Below are 14,988 nucleotides of genomic sequence, written 5' to 3'. Positions count from 1 at the left end.
GGCCGGCTGCCCTTGATGTAGCTGTGTTGTCGCCCTATCTTATTGGCATTCATGGAGGATTCTGACTGATGCCACGTGTGGGATTGATACTGACACCCGGTTTTGCGGACTGGGAATACGCTTTCATTGCTGGAACTGCGTCTGCGTTTTACGGGATCGACGTCAGGTTTTTCGCTTCTGCTACGGGGCAATTTCGCTCGCAGGGTGGATTGGCGGTAACGGTCGATAGCAGTTTGCAACAATGTCTGGACTGGAAGCCGGACGTTGTAGTCGTGATTGGAGGAATGGTCTGGGAGCGTGCAGAAGCACCCGATATTCGAGAGTTTCTTCATGCGAGCCGTTCAAATGGAGCGACAATTGCCGGTATCTGCGGGGGAACGCTGGCACTTGCCAGGGCCAGCCTTCTCGACACCGTTGCTCATACATCGAACAGCGCTGACTTCCTGCAACAGAATGCCGTAGGTTATGAGGGGCGCGCGCTTTATCGAAGCAGTCCAGTGGCTGTGGTTGCAGACCGCGTCATCACTGCTCCAGGCCCTGCACCCGTTAGCTTCACCTGCGCAGTGTTCGAAGCTGCCGGGCTATCTTGCGAGACCACTTCTCAATTCAGATCAATGTTGGCAGCGGAGCATCGGTGACTGCGCCGCCTTACAAAACAGCCGGCTAGGTGATGTGTTCGAGTGGCCGCCCATGGACAATTTTTGCCTGTTATGAACGGCTGAAATCGCCATTCAAGAAACCGGATCCCGAGAACGTCTTATCCAAGAATACTGGAAGGATTTAGCCTCGACTTGATGGCTTCGCCGCCGATAGCTGCCCAGATCAGCGCTGTGGCAATAAGTACAATGTTGGAGCACCTGAATCTGTTCAATACTCACACCGCTCGCCACCAAGTGGCGCAGCGCATATTTGCGTAGATCAAACCAGGCTTCATTATGTGTGATCTCAGGTTCGACCCAAGGCGCACTTGCCGGTGGCGCACGATGGTGGGTCCACGGCGCAGAATCGTTTTGCCAGAGATGGCTGTCGGCATGTTCAATATCTTCGACAAACTTCCTGCTCACCTCATAACAACAAGGGCCGATAGATGGGCCTATCGCTATTCTCAATCCCGTAAGAGAAGCACCTTCTTTCTCTAGCCGGCTGATCGAATGACCGAGAATGCCTGCTTTCAAACCCTGCCATCCGGCGTGGATTGCCGCTACAAGTGGTTGATCAACCGAAGCAACCAGAACCGGCAAGCAATCGGCAGTGATGATCGCTATCGCACCCTGGGCTCCTCTCGAGAATAGTGCATCGGCGACAGGACGTTCATCTCGCCCTTTCCCGTCAGCATCGACGATGTGCGTACCGTGAACCTGAGCACAGTAAAGTGTTCCTTCCGGCAGCGTTAAATTTCCCGAAGTCTCGAAACCGTGGTCCACGCCAGGGATCTCGAACAGCAACGAAGACAGGTAGGTCATGGAGCAGATCCTATCGATGGCAATCCGGGTACCGGCATATCATCCGTAAGAGGAATGGGTCAAGTTCGCATAGAACTCTGTGTTCCGGATGAGGTGAGCGCACGTTTAACGGCGTCTCAAATTTGCTGAAAAAAGGCAGGGTTGCGCAAACGATCCGAAAAATTGCGGAAGCGATGACTAAATCGAAGGCAATAAAAAACCCCGTAGACGCTAATCTACGGGGTTTCTAAGAGTGGAGGCCGAGGTCGGAATCGAACCGGCGTAGGCGGATTTGCAATCCGCTGCATAACCATTTTGCTACTCGGCCTCAAACGATCAATGCCCTTGTTGCTGACATTCACCGCATACAAACTTGAGTGGGCTATGTGAAGCTTGCCTCTACTCTAACTCATTGAATACATTGAAGTTTTTAATGCTTCGTTGCGTTCGATGGGCGCCATTATGTACTCATTTGCCTAGGCCTGCAACCCCTTGATTTCAAAAAATATTCTGCCTTGGCATCAAGGGGTTGCGCGTCTGCCCTACTCCTTCACCGTGTGGATTTGGTAGTGCGGGTCGGCCTTGATCTGGGCCTCGGTGAAGGGCAATGGGCGCAGTTTTTTCTGGGAGAAGGCTTGGGTCTGGTCCTTTGAGTAGGCGGACGCTGGGTTGCTGGACTCGGAGAATGCCAATACGCCGAGCGCGTTGGGGCCTTTGTCGTCGAAGGTGACGATTTGCAGGTAGCTGGTGCCGCTGACGACTTCGCGTTTGCCGTCGGCACGGGGCACGGTTTGCATGGCGTTGTAGATGCCCAGTTCTTGCGGGCCGCCGTGCATTGGGGTTTGGCCGGAAACTTGGATATCGCCCCAGCGGGTCTGGCCCAGTTTGCCGACCTCTGCGCTGGAGGCCAGCATGGCTTCGCGCAGGGCTTTGGCGACCGGGGCGCGGTCGATGGCGAGGCCGCTTGGGGTGGTCAGGGGGTGGGCCGGGTCGAAGGCCACGCGCCAGGCGTCGGGGAGTTGCTGCAAGTGCTGCATCAAGTTGATGAAGTGCACCAGGCCCACGCCGCTGTCGAGGTTGGCGCGCTGGTCCCAGTTTTTCAGGCTGGTGCACAGCGGTTGCAGCGCATTGGCGTCGGTGCCGAGTTGGTTGGCGCAGAATGTCAGCAAGTCCGGCATGACTTGGCCCGCCAGGTACACCTCGTTGTCCATGACCATATTTTGCAGATCGGTGACGCTGATCGGCTGCTTCTCAAGGGTTTGCAGGCGCTGGAGCGCGAAGCGCGCGCGCGGGCCGAGGCCGATGTGATCCTGGCTGATCACCGGCGAGAAGCCACTCAGCGGGGCCTTGGGGTTGGCCATCCAGGCAGAATCATTGGAGTGCTGCACGTAGTCGGTGCGTTGCAGTTGGGGCAACTGGTCGGCCGGGAAGATACCGGGCTGGGCCGCGCGCGGGTCGATGTCCCAGGCGCAGGCGCTGTGGGCGCCGTCGAGCACGATCATTTGCAGGCCGGCCCGTGGGTCGCTGCAGGTTGCCAGCTTGGCGGCGCTGACGTTGGGCACCACCGACAAGTTCATGTACAGGCTCTGGCCTTGGTCATCGGCGGCCAGGGTGTTGACCCAGGGGATACCTTGCAGGGTGTGCACCGAGTTTTGCAATTCCTTGAGGCTGCCAGCGCGGTTCATGGCGTACCACTGTTGCAGCACCCGGTCGTTGCCCAGGTTGGCGTCGCGCAGGCTGAAGGCGTAGTGGCTGTCCCAGTCGAGCTTGCCGGGCCATTGCACCACGGGGCCGAACTGCGAGCTGTAGACGCTGTGGGTCACGGCCTTGAGGCTGCCGTCGGCTTGCTTGACCTGTACCGTTACCGCCGTTTTATCCAGGGGGATGGACTTGCCGTCCAGCAGGTAACGGGTGGCGTCCTTGGGGTCGAGGGTCAGGCGGTACAGGGTGAAATGTTTGGACGTGTCCACGGTATGGGTCCACGCCACATGCCGGTTGAAGCCGATGTTCACCACGGGCAACCCTGGCAGTGCGGCGCCCATCACATCCAACTGGCCAGGGATGGTCAGGTGCATCTGGTAAAAACGCATGCCGCCCACCCAAGGGAAATGCGGGTTGGCCAGCAGCATCCCACGGCCATTGAATGAGCGGTCACGGCCCACGGCAACGGCATTGCTGCCTCGGTCCAGGGTGAAGCGCTGCTGGTTGGTTGCGGCCTGTGCAAAGGCTTTGGTACCCAGTTGCACACTGGCGGTAGCCTGGGGTGGTGCAGCCCCGACCAAGGCTTCGGCGAATTGACCGACGCCCCCTTCCACTAATAGCCTACGGGTCAACTTGACTAGGTCTTCCTTCACCAAGGGCCGTACCCAAGCGGCCTGGCACTGCGCGGGGGCGCCCTGCTCCTTTAGATAACGATTGTAGCCAGCCACGTACCCTTCGATGCGCTGCTGCATCGCTGGCGTCTGGGCTTTCCAGAATGCCGCCACGGCCTCGGGTGTATTCAGCCAGTTGAAGAACACATCACTGGCGAGGTTGTTGCGCTCCTCCAGGGTCGCCTGGTCCGGCCCGAAAAACCTGGCGCGCTGGCCATTGACCGTGGTCACCTCATTGGCCAACAGGCACAGGTTGTCCTGGGCATAGGCGTACCCCATACCCACCCCCAGGCCACGCTCATCAACGGCGCGAATATGCGGCACGCCATAACTGGTACGGCGAATATCCGCCGACGCCTGCGTCATTTGTTCCCGTGCCGATGCGGCCAGGCTCAGCCCCAGCAACAGCCCTGCCACGCCCACTCTGGACAACCCGTTGGAAATAATCACGCCGACTCCACAGTCAAATTGAACACCCTCACACGGGATGGTTACCCCACCGTAAGAACGCACATCGACCGGAATAATTTAGCCGCACACGGCTGTATATCGTCAGCGCTTGAAAAGTGACAAACCCGATACCGACAAATTTTCTACATCCGTCGTTTCATGATTTGCGTCACTCGTTCGTCTTATTACTCAAGAGCACCATCTTTTTCCTGATCAGGCTCTGAAAAGGAGTTTTTGCATGTATAACCCTCAAGTGCCCACGGATGGACATTCAAAGGCCACAGATACTCACTTTGGCAAAGGCACACAGGCGTTCGGCAACGCGCCCGAACAGCAGGGCAACCAGCGCATCCGCCATTTGCTCAAGTGTTTCGGTTTGCGCACCAGCCTGATCCGGCTGAAGGTCATCGACGCCCTCCTCACCGCCGCCGACAACCAGCGCACCCTCGGGGTCCGCGGCGTGCACAGCCACTTGCTGGAGCTGGGCATTCCGTTGTCGTTTCTCAGCGTGCGCGAGGTGCTCAAGCGTCTGTGCAGCGAGGGCGTGATCACCCTGAACGCTGACAAGAGCTACAGCCTCCATGAAGAGGCTGCCAAGGTCCTTGAAAGCCGTGCCTGACTGACGCCCGTCAGAAGTTAGGCTTGACCTTGCGGCGCATGATGCCGTTGATCACCACGACCACCACGGCAATCGCGATCGCCAGGTACTGGAAGGTTTTTTCGCTGATCACACCTGTGTTCTGCAGATAAGACAGGCCGAACATCGCGCCCAGTACCGCCAGGGCAATCAGAAGCGAGTATTTCAAGCGTTGCTTTTGGGTCATGACAAGTTCCTGAACCTGAGAATGTATCCACTGTGTATCGCCGCGCATGCCAAGCACATACCCAATTCTGGGGATGGCACGGGGTCGGCGGGGTCTTATGTTACAGGCGATCAATAGTTTTGGCTTGTCCGGCGCCTGACTGACTCTGTAAGGCTCCCTTGAGGATCATTAAATGCTTCGACGACTCGTGCTGCTAGTTCCCCTTCTGATCATGCTGAGCATCAGCGGCTGCTTCTTCTTCCCGCGCGGCGGTGGTTGGCATGATCACCACGATGACGGCGGCCGCGGTTACGAACGGCGCTGATCCCCTCCATCAAATTTACCTGACCCTGCGTAGACACTGCGTGCGGCAAGCTGGGCAGCCCAGCATTGCCGCCACGGGCGGTACATATTCGTAAATAACATTTCAGCGGGCCTGCTCGGAACCTTCCGACGCTTTCACCCCAATTATCCGAGGCCCAACTAAGGAAGAATCATCCCTCGGATTACCATCAGGACGCCTGGGCCAATGCCATCGGAATAACTCACTTGCTGACAGGTATCGCCCACCCTCGCCTGCGCCGAGACGCCTGCGTCGATGAAACCACCCAGGCTTCTCACACCCCACAAATCTCACCCTCGGCCCAAACGCCTTCTGCTCCTGAGGTAGAGGCTATCGTGCCGGCCAGCGCGACTCGCTCTGACCTGATCAAGGGCCTGCAAATAACTGATCAACGCCTGTTGCTCAATCAATACCAGCAACTCAATCAGGACATCCAGGCACTGCTGCTACGCCAGCCGACGCTCAGCAGCGTTATCGAGCAGCAACTCGCCCGCAGTTTAGGCATTACGCCTCCCGTGGACGTCTCGTCGCTGTATGTACACCGCTATCACACCGATGAGCAGGGCCAGCGCACTTTGGTCTCGGTGGAAGGCATCACCGAGGCGCTATTCAAGGCGTTGCGCCAGCTCAAGACATCTCCCGACGCTGAGCCCTCGACCAGTACCGTCGGCATGGAAGTCGGCTTTTACCGCAGCGATTCGCCAAGCGAAAGCACCCAGCAATTGCAGACTCGCGACACCCTGCTTTCAATTGCACAAACCATCGAAAAACAACTGCCCCTGAGCCTTGCCCGATTCTGGACCGAGCCACGCACGGGCGAACCCAACCCTGAGTCCCCCCAAAACGAGTTGCTGGCTATCCACCGAGAGATGCTCTCCACTCTGGCGGCCTTGGGAGTGGAAGACGGTGCGTTGACGCCCGCAGCCAAATCTTTGATCGACAAGGCATTCCAATACCCGACCCTGGAGGCTCGGGAACGCGCGATGAAAGAGGGAGACCGGCCTGGCGTCTACCCGCTCAAGCTAGAGGTGCCACGCCCGGCCGGCAGCCTGTTGGCGGGTGCCTTCCTGATCACCAGCAGCGATGGGTCGTCAGCGACACGCCCATTCAATAGCGCGCAAACCGATCGGACCCTGCTGCCTGGCCAACAGCAAGGGCTGACCGTGCTCTACACCCCCCGCGATGGCTACGAAACATTCGACAGCCCGGCCAAGGCACTTGCGGCACTGCGTCAACGCATCAACGACGACCCCGATGCCGCGCAGCAATTACTACAGAGCCTGCCTATAGAGGTTCAGCAGAGCTTGAAAGATGACTGGCAAACTCATCTGAGCCAGAACCTCTCCCCGGTGAAGGTTGACGTGATTGCAGCAGGTGTACCGCAATTGTTGGAGCGCCAGCGACAACAGGTGAGCAACGAACTACAAGCGCTATATGACTCGCAAAGCCAAGAACCGATTCTAGTAGACCCCTGGCGACACCTCTTGACTGAGAGAGGCCTGCATGAAGCCGCCGACCTCGGATGGCATTTCGACGGCGATAACGCCTTGTTGACGCGCGCGCAATGGCTGGACAGCCGATCACACAATCAGGACGCTCGCCAGGCGCTGGACCAAAGCCTTGGGAACCAGAAAAACTGGCAATACCTGGCTCAAACACTCAACGAGTCCATCCAGACATTGCCGGAAAAACCCACAGCGCGGGACGTGTCGGCCATTCTGAAAAAAACGCCGATGAATATCGCGCCAGACTCCGGCCATTACCAATCCTATATACGCGCACCTGGCATGTCCGTAAGCGTTGAAGCGTTCCTCACTGAAAACGGCTTGCCATTGCCCAAGACCCTCGACGACCTACTGGCCTTGGTGCAAACCGCGAACGTTCGAGCGCAGCAGCACCCCTTGGGCAATTTCGCAGGCGCCCTGTCATGGCCACTGCCCCTGAGTGTTGAAAACCAACGCGAACTGTTCAACGTGGTCGCATGCAACAGCGCCGGCCTGGAGGGCTTGCCGTTGCAAAATCCCAGCTGGGGCGCATTGGACTACCTGGCCAGCGCCGTATCGTTGTCGCCAACCGACATGCAAGACCCCGCGAAAGCGCTGGAAAAACTGCTCGGCTCGCCCCGTTACAAGGCCTTGGGCGAAGCGATCCAAAACAAGATCAATGGCATAGCCACCCACAGCAGTATCAACGATTACGTATTGGCGGCGATCCATTTGGGGCTTGATCACGAGTCCATCGACCACCCCAGTCGAAGCCGTGTCGCAGGCTTCGATCTCGCTGCCGATACATACTGGAACAAGCCGCCCTCAGACATTATCAGCGCCCTGGCGGAGCACCTGAGTACCAGCGGCAAGACCTCCACGCAGACAGCTGCATTGGGCGCACGCTTGCTGTTGGGACGTGTCGCCCCTCAGTTCTTGGTCAAAGACATTCCTGCCATCGTCACTGTCGGCAGCATGGCGTGGGCGAATCTGTGCCTGGCAGTCGCCCGCATCGAAGCACAAACGCCTGGCAAGGCTGCGTCGATGAGTTTCGGTGAAGTCATGCTGGCAGCCGAAGACACACCGCCGGCCAGCGAAGCGGTACAGAAAGCGGTGCTGATGGACTGGGCAGTCGCCAATCAAATTACCCATATCGACCTAAGTGGGGATTACACCCAAGAGAACATCGAATACGCCCGTACGGTGTTCAACCGGCAACTGGATGCTTTGAAAGTCATGTCCGAACGGCTTGAAACACCGATGCCCAATCGAAGGGCCATGGCATTGGCTCTGCTCAAAGAGAAATTCGGCGGTGATATCGATTTTGAAGAAAAATGCCTGCGCATCAACTACGGGCATGAATCCATCGGCCCTCGATTCGGCCCCGCCCATTCGATGCTGGACCTCACCATGGAGGGGATGAAACTCGATGAGTATTGGCAACGCACGGATGGCGCCACAATCAGCAAGCAAACATTTGACGACTTTGTCGCGCTCACTCGTGATAAAGCTCAATACAACGTTGTGAGCGAGTTCAACAAAAAATTCACCGAGGTCACCAACCTTTACAAAGACATCAACAAAGATCTGGTGATGAACGCTATCACGCACTTGCCTCTGGAGGACCGAACCCAACTTAACTACGGCAAAATCCGGTTCTTCAAAGAAAATTCCTACAGGGTCTCTTACATTCCATTTGTCGGTGAAAAACTGTTCCATTCGAGCGCCACGATTCGAGTGCAAACCGAGCTCAATGGGAAAAAGCAGTCGTACTTGTTTGACACCGAGAAAGGCACCATTCAAAAAACTGGATCACACCCAGCCGAACACAAACCCGTCACTTTCTCGGACGAAGTCATCAGGGTCGAGGAGTATTCTCCTAATCCAGCCAATACCTCTTTCGAGCATGAGAAACCGCTGTATCACGGCAGTAATCAGAACCACTTCCAAAACCATCGAATTCAGGAGGTGGCAGAAACGGTCGTGAAGGGTCTGGGGATCGACAGTGACGCCGTCAGGCGCCTGGCCGAAGGCAGAACGGCCAGGGAACAACAGCGTGACACCCTCACCACGATAGGCGAATTTTTGCTGGATCTTATCCCCCTCAGATCGGCCATTGCCCATTTTCGCAACGGCAACATAAAGGACGGTGCCATAGACTTGACGTTTGATTTGTTCGGCTTCCTCACTGCGGGCGTGGCCATGGTCGGAAAGTTGGCAAAAGCCGTCGGCAAAACCGGCAATGCGCTCGCCAAAGTCGCCCGCAGCGGCCGAATCATTGGGGCGACCGCCTTCAGCGCATTCAACCCGCTGGGTGGTCTAGGTGACTTGACGGTAGGCGCGGGCAAAGTGCTGATGGAAGGTGCAAGCGCCGCCCGCGCGGGTGTTCAACGAGTGCGCGGCATGGCCACAGGCGGTGAGCTGGTTAAAGCGAGCAAGCGTTATGAAGCTGCGGCGACGGGCTTGTTCAGAGTCGGTGAGCAACAGGTGCAAGGTTCGGCCATCAAGCACAACGGCAAATGGTATGCCTACGATGCGATGACACAAAAGCCCTACGGCGCGGCCAGGGAGTTTTCCCCGGCGGATCTACTGATGCCGCCCTCGCCTAACCTGCATGATACGACGACGAGCAGCCGCAATGGCGTACGTCATAACCCACTAAGCAGGGCGTCTCGCCCCTCCAAGGCCGTCAAGAGGGTGCCGCTACCCGAGGACGAATACGCGACGAGCCGCAGCACGAACGGTTATCTGGTCCTGGATCATTTCACACCCAATAGAATTAAACAGACACGGGAAAAGTTTGTATTGGAGAAAAGCGGTTATTTACAAGACGCGGCCAAGGGCGAGAGGCCGCGCGCTGCAACAGTGCCTGATATCGAGGATGCACTGACGCCCAACCAGACATTTGAAAAGGCGTTGGAAAATACCGATGTACTGGTGCTGGGAGAAGATCACACTGAAGTTGCAGGCCTGATTGCACTACGCGACGGAATGAAAACATTCCATGAAAAGGGCGTCAGCGCCATTTACCTGGAAGGTACGACACTCGACCCGTATGGCCTGCTAGACGATCGTTCGTTCCGACACGCTCTGAAGCGACGACCCGGGGGTGAAAAAATCTATGAGGAACTGATAACGGAAGCCGAAAAATATGGAATCGAATTACTGCCGCTTGAGCACAAGTTTTTGACAAGGCACTCCGATACTCCTGGCTATTTCGAAGGCCTGGGTAAACTTGATAAAAACGCCCCCGAGTATCTGGCATTGTCCAAGCAACGTCTTGAGGAAGTGAACTATTACGGTGCCAGGCAGATAATGAAAAATGAACTCGGCGGAAAATCCGTGGTGTTGGTAGGCCGCTCGCATATGAATACGGCCGAGGGTGTTTATGGTATCGCGGAGTTAACCGGTGGCATCGGTATTGGCGTCTATCAAAAATCGGATATCGCCCACAGTGGAGGCCGTAAAGCGGGCGCTACCCGTGACACCTCAGTGAGAATATCCAGCAGAGATGACACTGTCGGCGATTTGCAGATTGACATAAAAGCGTAAGCACCGGGTAAACCGTTGGGGCTCGCGCCCCAACGTGGCACGTCGGCTGCTTCACATGGCGACGTTCAAGCCATCAACCGCCATGCACCCACCGCTGGTGCAACCCACGCGCAAACGCATCCAGCGCAAACCCCAGCACCCCGATCACCAGCACCATCGCCATCAACTCCGAGTAAGCGAGCCGATCACGGGTGTCGAGAATGTAATACCCCAGCCCCGCACTGACCCCAAGCATTTCGCAAGGCACCAGCACGATCCAGAGGATACCGATGGCCAAGCGTACGCCGGTCAGCACATGCCCCACCACGCCTGGAATGACCACCCGGCGTAACGTCTCCCAACGCGTGGCACTCAAGCTCTTGCTTAACTGCAACCAACGCGGGTCGAGCTGACGTACGCCCGCTGCGGTGTTGAGCATGATCGGCCAGACGGCGGCAAAGGCCAGCAGGAAGTAGATTGGCTGGTCGCCCACGCCCATCAGCATCACCACGATCGGCATCCAGGACAGCGGCGAAATCATCCGCAGAAACTGGAACGCCGGCGTGGTCGCCGCCTCCAGGTTACGCGAACTGCCCACCAGCAAACCGAGCGGTACGCCCACCAACAACGCGAGAAACAACCCGACAAAAATACGCTTCAGGCTCACGGCGATATGCAGGTACAACTCACCGCGCCCGAGCAATTCCCACAGGCTGCTGGCGGTGGCCGCCAGGGAAAAGCGCGCCGACAGGCCATCGGCCTCGCCAAACACGTTCACGCCCAGCCACCACAGCAGCAGCAAACCCGCCAAGCCACTCAGCCCCAGCCACCAGCCGGGGATTCTGCTGTTGTTCAAACGCCGATCTCCTCGTGCCGCTCATAGCCTTCCGGCAAACCGAAGGTCTGCATGCCGCCCACGGCTTCGATCGCGTTGCGCACGAAGCGGTCGTCCACCAGGTCCTTGGCCACGAAGGCTGGGTCCAAGCCGGCGAGAAACTTTTTGTCGCCTTCGATCAAGGTGTCCTTCAAGCGCCGCACCAGTTCTTCGGTGTAGCTGGGGAACGGGTACGGTTGAAAGTCGATGCGATGCTCGTCCCAGTTGGCATGCTGGATCGCGCCGCTTTTCAAATAGGCGTCCCGGTCGCTGGCAGCCGGCGCCAGAACTTTGCTCAACACCGGCTCGGCATGGGGCGTGTAACGGTTATCGCCGCTCTTGGACAGTAGCAGCGCCGCCTCACCGCGGTGGTCACGGGTCCATACCTGGGCCTTGACGATGGCGTTCACCACCTTTTGCGACCACTCCGGGCGGTTGGCCAGGTCGTACTCATGCATGAACACCACGCAGCAGGCATGGTTGCGCCACACGTCGCCAGTAAAGCGCTGCACACGACCGACCTTGAGGTTTTCTGCCAGCGCGTTGAACGGTTCGGCGACGATGTAGCCGTCGATGCGTTTGCTGGCCAAAGCCGGAGGCATGTCCGAGGGCGGCAACACGATCAGGTTGACCTCATTGGCGGCAATCGAACTGCCGGTGGCGCGAGTGACCGGGGTGAGGCCGTTATCGCGGAACAGTTGCTGCACCACCACGTTATGGATCGAGTACCAGAACGGAATCGCCACCGACTTGCCGCCCAGTTGCTTCACGTCGGTAATGCCTGGCGATACGGTCAAGCCTGAACCGCCCACATGGTTCCACGCCACCACTTTGGCTGGCACCTTACTGCCATAGCGCGCCCATACGGTCATCGGCGACAACAGGTGTATGACGTTGACCTGGCCGGAGATAAACGCCTCGATTACCTGGGCCCAACTGCGCAACAACACCGGGCGCTCGGCCTTGATGCCTTCGGCTTCGAACAGGCCGTTGTTGTGGGCCACCAGCAGTGGCGTGGCGTCAGTGATAGGTAGGTAGCCAATGCGCACCGGCGCGTCGGGCTCGTTGGCGGCACGCGCCTGCAAGCTGCTCAGCAGAGGCAAGGCGCCGGCGGCACTGAGCACAGCGGAAAGCTTTAGAAAGTCACGGCGCGAGTGGGTCAGGTCATCCAGACACATGGGTAAACTCCTGTTGTTCAAGGGGGTTGGGTTGAGGGCGGCTCGCCTGCCGTAAGGTTTTCAAAATCTCGATACGCAGCGCGCCGATGGCCTCGACCTGTTCTTCCCGAGGGTGCGGCAAATCAATAGCCCACTCGCCCAACGTCCGCGCCGGGCGGTTGCCCAGTAGCAGGATGCGGTCCGATAGCAGCAACGCTTCGTCGATGTCGTGAGTGATCAATACGGCCGCCGAGCCCTGCTCACGATTGACCTTGAGCAACAGGTGCTGCATATCGGCGCGAGTCACTTCATCCAGCGCGCCGAAGGGTTCATCAAGCAGCAACACTTGCGGCTGACGCGCCAGGCAGCGAGCCAATGCCGTGCGCTGGGCCATGCCACCGGACAACTGCGCCGGGAACTGCTGGCGCGCAGGCTCCAGCCCTACCGCCGCAATGGCGTGGTCGACACGCCGGCGGCGCTCTTCAACACTCAAGTGCGGTTGGCGGGCGAAATCCAGGCCGAAGGCAACGTTCTTTTCCAGGGTCAGCCAAGGCAGCAGGCTCGGGTCTTGAAAGGCCACCACCACGCGCGGATGCGGGCCGCTCAATGGCTCGCCCAATACCTGCACACGGCCTGATTGAGGTGCCTGCAAGCCGGCCAGCACCCGCAGCAGGCTGGATTTGCCCACGCCGCTAGGGCCCAGGATCGACACCACTTCGCCCGGTTGCAAATGCAAGTCGAAGCCTTGCAGCACCGGCCCGCTGCCATACCCCAGGCAAATGCCCTGGGCCGTCAATACCGCCTGGCTCATAGATTGGCCTGGCGATGCAGCTCGGTACGCAGTTGCACCAGGCTGGGCGTTACGATCGGCACAAAGGCCGACTCGCGCCAGCGCCGGGCAAAGCCGCTGCCGTGGGCGGTCAAATAAGCCTTGCCACCGCTGGCTTGCAGTTCAAGCTGCACGGCGCTGGCGGCGGTTTCAGCCAAGGCGATGCGCAGCTTGAACAGCGGTATCGGCTCGGCGGTAAAACGCCCGGCCAACAGCCCGTTTTTAAGCTCGCTGACCAGATGATCCAGGGTCACGCGCAGGGCTTCCAACTCTTCGCGCAGTACGGTGCGACTGGCACCCAAATGGTGAGCCACTTCGGCCAGGGAACGCCGGGCCAAGCCAATCGACATGCCGCACTGCAAGCCCAGGAACGCCGGGCGTACCGCGGGCAAGAACTTGCGCGCATCCTCGTGCAGCAACCACTCGCGACTCAGCTCCACGCCTTCCAGGCCAAGCGCTGCGGTGTTGCTCGATTGCAGCCCGAGCAGCTCCAGGTCGCGGGAACGCTGTAACCCGGCCACCGAATCCGGAATCGCCAGGATAAACGGCGCGCCGCCGCCCGCATGCTCGATGGCCGCTGCAGCGACAAAGCCATTCTTGCGCAAGTTGGTCACCCAATGCAGGCGACCGTTGAGGGTCCAACCGTGGTCGTTGGGCTCGGCGCTGATCTGCAACGTCTCGATACCCGACAGAAACTTCATCGCATTCGACAGCCCGGTGGCCCCGGCCAACTTGCCGCTGAGCAGGTCTGGCATCAGTTGCTCGCGCAGGCGCTGATTGGGGCTCTGCAGCAAGTACTCGATAAACGAGCGCTGGCCCCAGCACACAAACGCTGCCGCCAGGGAATGGCTGGCCACATTGGCGATGGCCTCGACCGCCCCCGCCACATCACCGCCCAGGCCGCCCAATTGAGTGGGCACGCCGATTTTCAGAATATTGGCTTCTGCCAGCCGCGGCAGCACTTCCTGTGGATCGCAACTGCCCACGTCCAGGGCCTGCGCTTGAACATCGAGCCAACGGCTCAAGATTGGGTCAAGCATTCATGTCTCTCCTTTTACAGCAGATGGGCCAACGCCGAATCAGCTGGCCGGTTTTTCCCAACGGTATTGCGCCAGCTCCGGGTTCAGCGGGGTGCGGGCAAACACGTTAGCGAAGTTGCACAGGGTTGCCAGGCTGACACCCAGGATGACTTCCAGCGCGTGGCCGTCGGTGTAGCCGGCAGCGCGGAACGCTTCGAAGCCTGCGTCACTCACATCCCCACGGGTGGCGATCACTTCACGGGTAAAGGCGGCGAGTGTCTCATAGCGTGCGTCAGGCAATTCACCGCGGCGGCGCAGGGCCTCGATCACTTCCTCCGGCAGCTTGGCTTTGTTGCGGGCAACTGCGGTGTGCCCGGCGACGCAGAAATCACACCCGTGGCTGGTGGCGGCAATCAGCTGCACCACCTCACGGTCGGCCAGGCTCAGCTCGGCCTTCGCATTCAAGCCGGAGACGGTGATGTAGGTTTCCAGCGCAGCCGGTGCGTTGGCCAATACCCCCAGCAGGTTAGGAATAAAACCCGAGCCTTTGAGCGCGTTTTCCAGGAAGGGTTTGGCGGCCTCCGGGGCAGTTTCGGGGGTGAGCAGCGGTACGCGGGACATGAAGTGGACTCCTGTTGGGTTTGAATGCCCCAGTCTGTTGGTTCTAAAAAAAGCGCTCAATAG

The 14,988-nt window shown here is 58.7% G+C and carries 12 protein-coding genes and 1 tRNA gene; 4 read left to right on the top strand and 9 right to left on the bottom strand.

Annotated features, from left to right (window positions below; translation table 11 throughout):
- Positions 1-68: 68 nt before the first annotated feature.
- Positions 69-638: a DJ-1/PfpI family protein gene (locus PSH76_RS12765; protein ID WP_032897123.1), complete on the top strand. Its 570-nt coding sequence runs from the start codon at positions 69-71 to the stop codon at positions 636-638.
- A gap of 93 nt (positions 639-731) precedes the next feature.
- Here PSH76_RS12765 and pgeF read toward each other — a convergent pair whose 3' ends face one another.
- From pgeF to PSH76_RS12750, 3 genes are all read right to left on the bottom strand, one after another.
- Positions 732-1,463 (bottom strand): peptidoglycan editing factor PgeF, encoded by a 732-nt coding sequence (pgeF, locus tag PSH76_RS12760; protein ID WP_098951361.1) that lies wholly within the window; start codon positions 1,461-1,463, stop codon positions 732-734.
- Positions 1,464-1,696: 233 nt separating this feature from the next.
- Positions 1,697-1,770 (bottom strand) — tRNA-Cys (locus tag PSH76_RS12755).
- Between the two features lie 214 nt (positions 1,771-1,984).
- Positions 1,985-4,264 carry an acylase gene (locus PSH76_RS12750; RefSeq protein WP_305494213.1) on the bottom strand — a complete coding sequence of 760 codons (2,280 nt, stop codon included), beginning with the start codon at positions 4,262-4,264 and terminating at the stop codon, positions 1,985-1,987.
- A 238-nt stretch (positions 4,265-4,502) separates the two neighbouring features.
- On the opposite strand from PSH76_RS12750, the gene PSH76_RS12745 reads away from it, so the two are divergent.
- Positions 4,503-4,883 (top strand): hypothetical protein, encoded by a 381-nt coding sequence (locus tag PSH76_RS12745; protein ID WP_003191568.1) that lies wholly within the window; start codon positions 4,503-4,505, stop codon positions 4,881-4,883.
- Between the two features lie 10 nt (positions 4,884-4,893).
- Here the strand turns inward: PSH76_RS12745 and PSH76_RS12740 are convergent, their stop codons facing one another.
- Positions 4,894-5,088 (bottom strand): hypothetical protein, encoded by a 195-nt coding sequence (locus PSH76_RS12740; protein WP_014718591.1) that lies wholly within the window; start codon positions 5,086-5,088, stop codon positions 4,894-4,896.
- 172 nt (positions 5,089-5,260) lie between these two features.
- Here PSH76_RS12740 and PSH76_RS12735 point away from each other — a divergent pair, with 172 nt between their 5' ends.
- Positions 5,261-5,392, top strand: coding sequence for a hypothetical protein (locus tag PSH76_RS12735; protein WP_256557817.1), 132 nt, complete (start codon positions 5,261-5,263; stop codon positions 5,390-5,392).
- Between the two features lie 224 nt (positions 5,393-5,616).
- On the top strand, positions 5,617-10,446 hold the full coding sequence (locus tag PSH76_RS12730; RefSeq protein ID WP_305494212.1) for a hypothetical protein: 4,830 nt from the start codon (positions 5,617-5,619) through the stop codon (positions 10,444-10,446).
- A 73-nt stretch (positions 10,447-10,519) separates the two neighbouring features.
- On the opposite strand, the gene PSH76_RS12725 is transcribed toward PSH76_RS12730, so the two are convergent.
- From PSH76_RS12725 to PSH76_RS12705, 5 genes are read right to left on the bottom strand one after another with little or no spacing between them, the layout of a single operon-like run.
- On the bottom strand, positions 10,520-11,281 hold the full coding sequence (locus PSH76_RS12725; RefSeq protein WP_098951356.1) for an ABC transporter permease: 762 nt from the start codon (positions 11,279-11,281) through the stop codon (positions 10,520-10,522).
- Complete coding sequence (locus tag PSH76_RS12720; protein WP_305494211.1) at positions 11,278-12,477, bottom strand: ABC transporter substrate-binding protein; 1,200 nt, start codon at positions 12,475-12,477, stop codon at positions 11,278-11,280. The genes PSH76_RS12725 and PSH76_RS12720 overlap by 4 nt, the downstream gene beginning before the upstream one ends.
- Complete coding sequence (locus tag PSH76_RS12715) at positions 12,464-13,267, bottom strand: ABC transporter ATP-binding protein (protein ID WP_032897114.1); 804 nt, start codon at positions 13,265-13,267, stop codon at positions 12,464-12,466. Before PSH76_RS12715 ends, PSH76_RS12720 begins: the two co-directional genes overlap by 14 nt.
- Positions 13,264-14,325, bottom strand: a complete 1,062-nt coding sequence (locus PSH76_RS12710; RefSeq protein WP_003191576.1) for an acyl-CoA dehydrogenase family protein — start codon at positions 14,323-14,325, stop codon at positions 13,264-13,266. The genes PSH76_RS12715 and PSH76_RS12710 overlap by 4 nt, the downstream gene beginning before the upstream one ends.
- A 39-nt stretch (positions 14,326-14,364) precedes the next feature.
- The gene (locus PSH76_RS12705) at positions 14,365-14,925 is read right to left on the bottom strand and encodes a carboxymuconolactone decarboxylase family protein (protein ID WP_138762811.1); all 561 of its coding nucleotides are present in this window, start codon (positions 14,923-14,925) and stop codon (positions 14,365-14,367) included.
- Between the last annotated feature and the right edge of the window lie 63 nt (positions 14,926-14,988).

The sequence above is a fragment of the Pseudomonas sp. FP215 genome (assembly GCF_030687795.1).
GTDB lineage: Bacteria > Pseudomonadota > Gammaproteobacteria > Pseudomonadales > Pseudomonadaceae > Aquipseudomonas > Aquipseudomonas salmasensis.
Note: the sequence above shows the minus strand (reverse complement) of the source record. Positions and strands in the feature narration are given on the sequence as shown.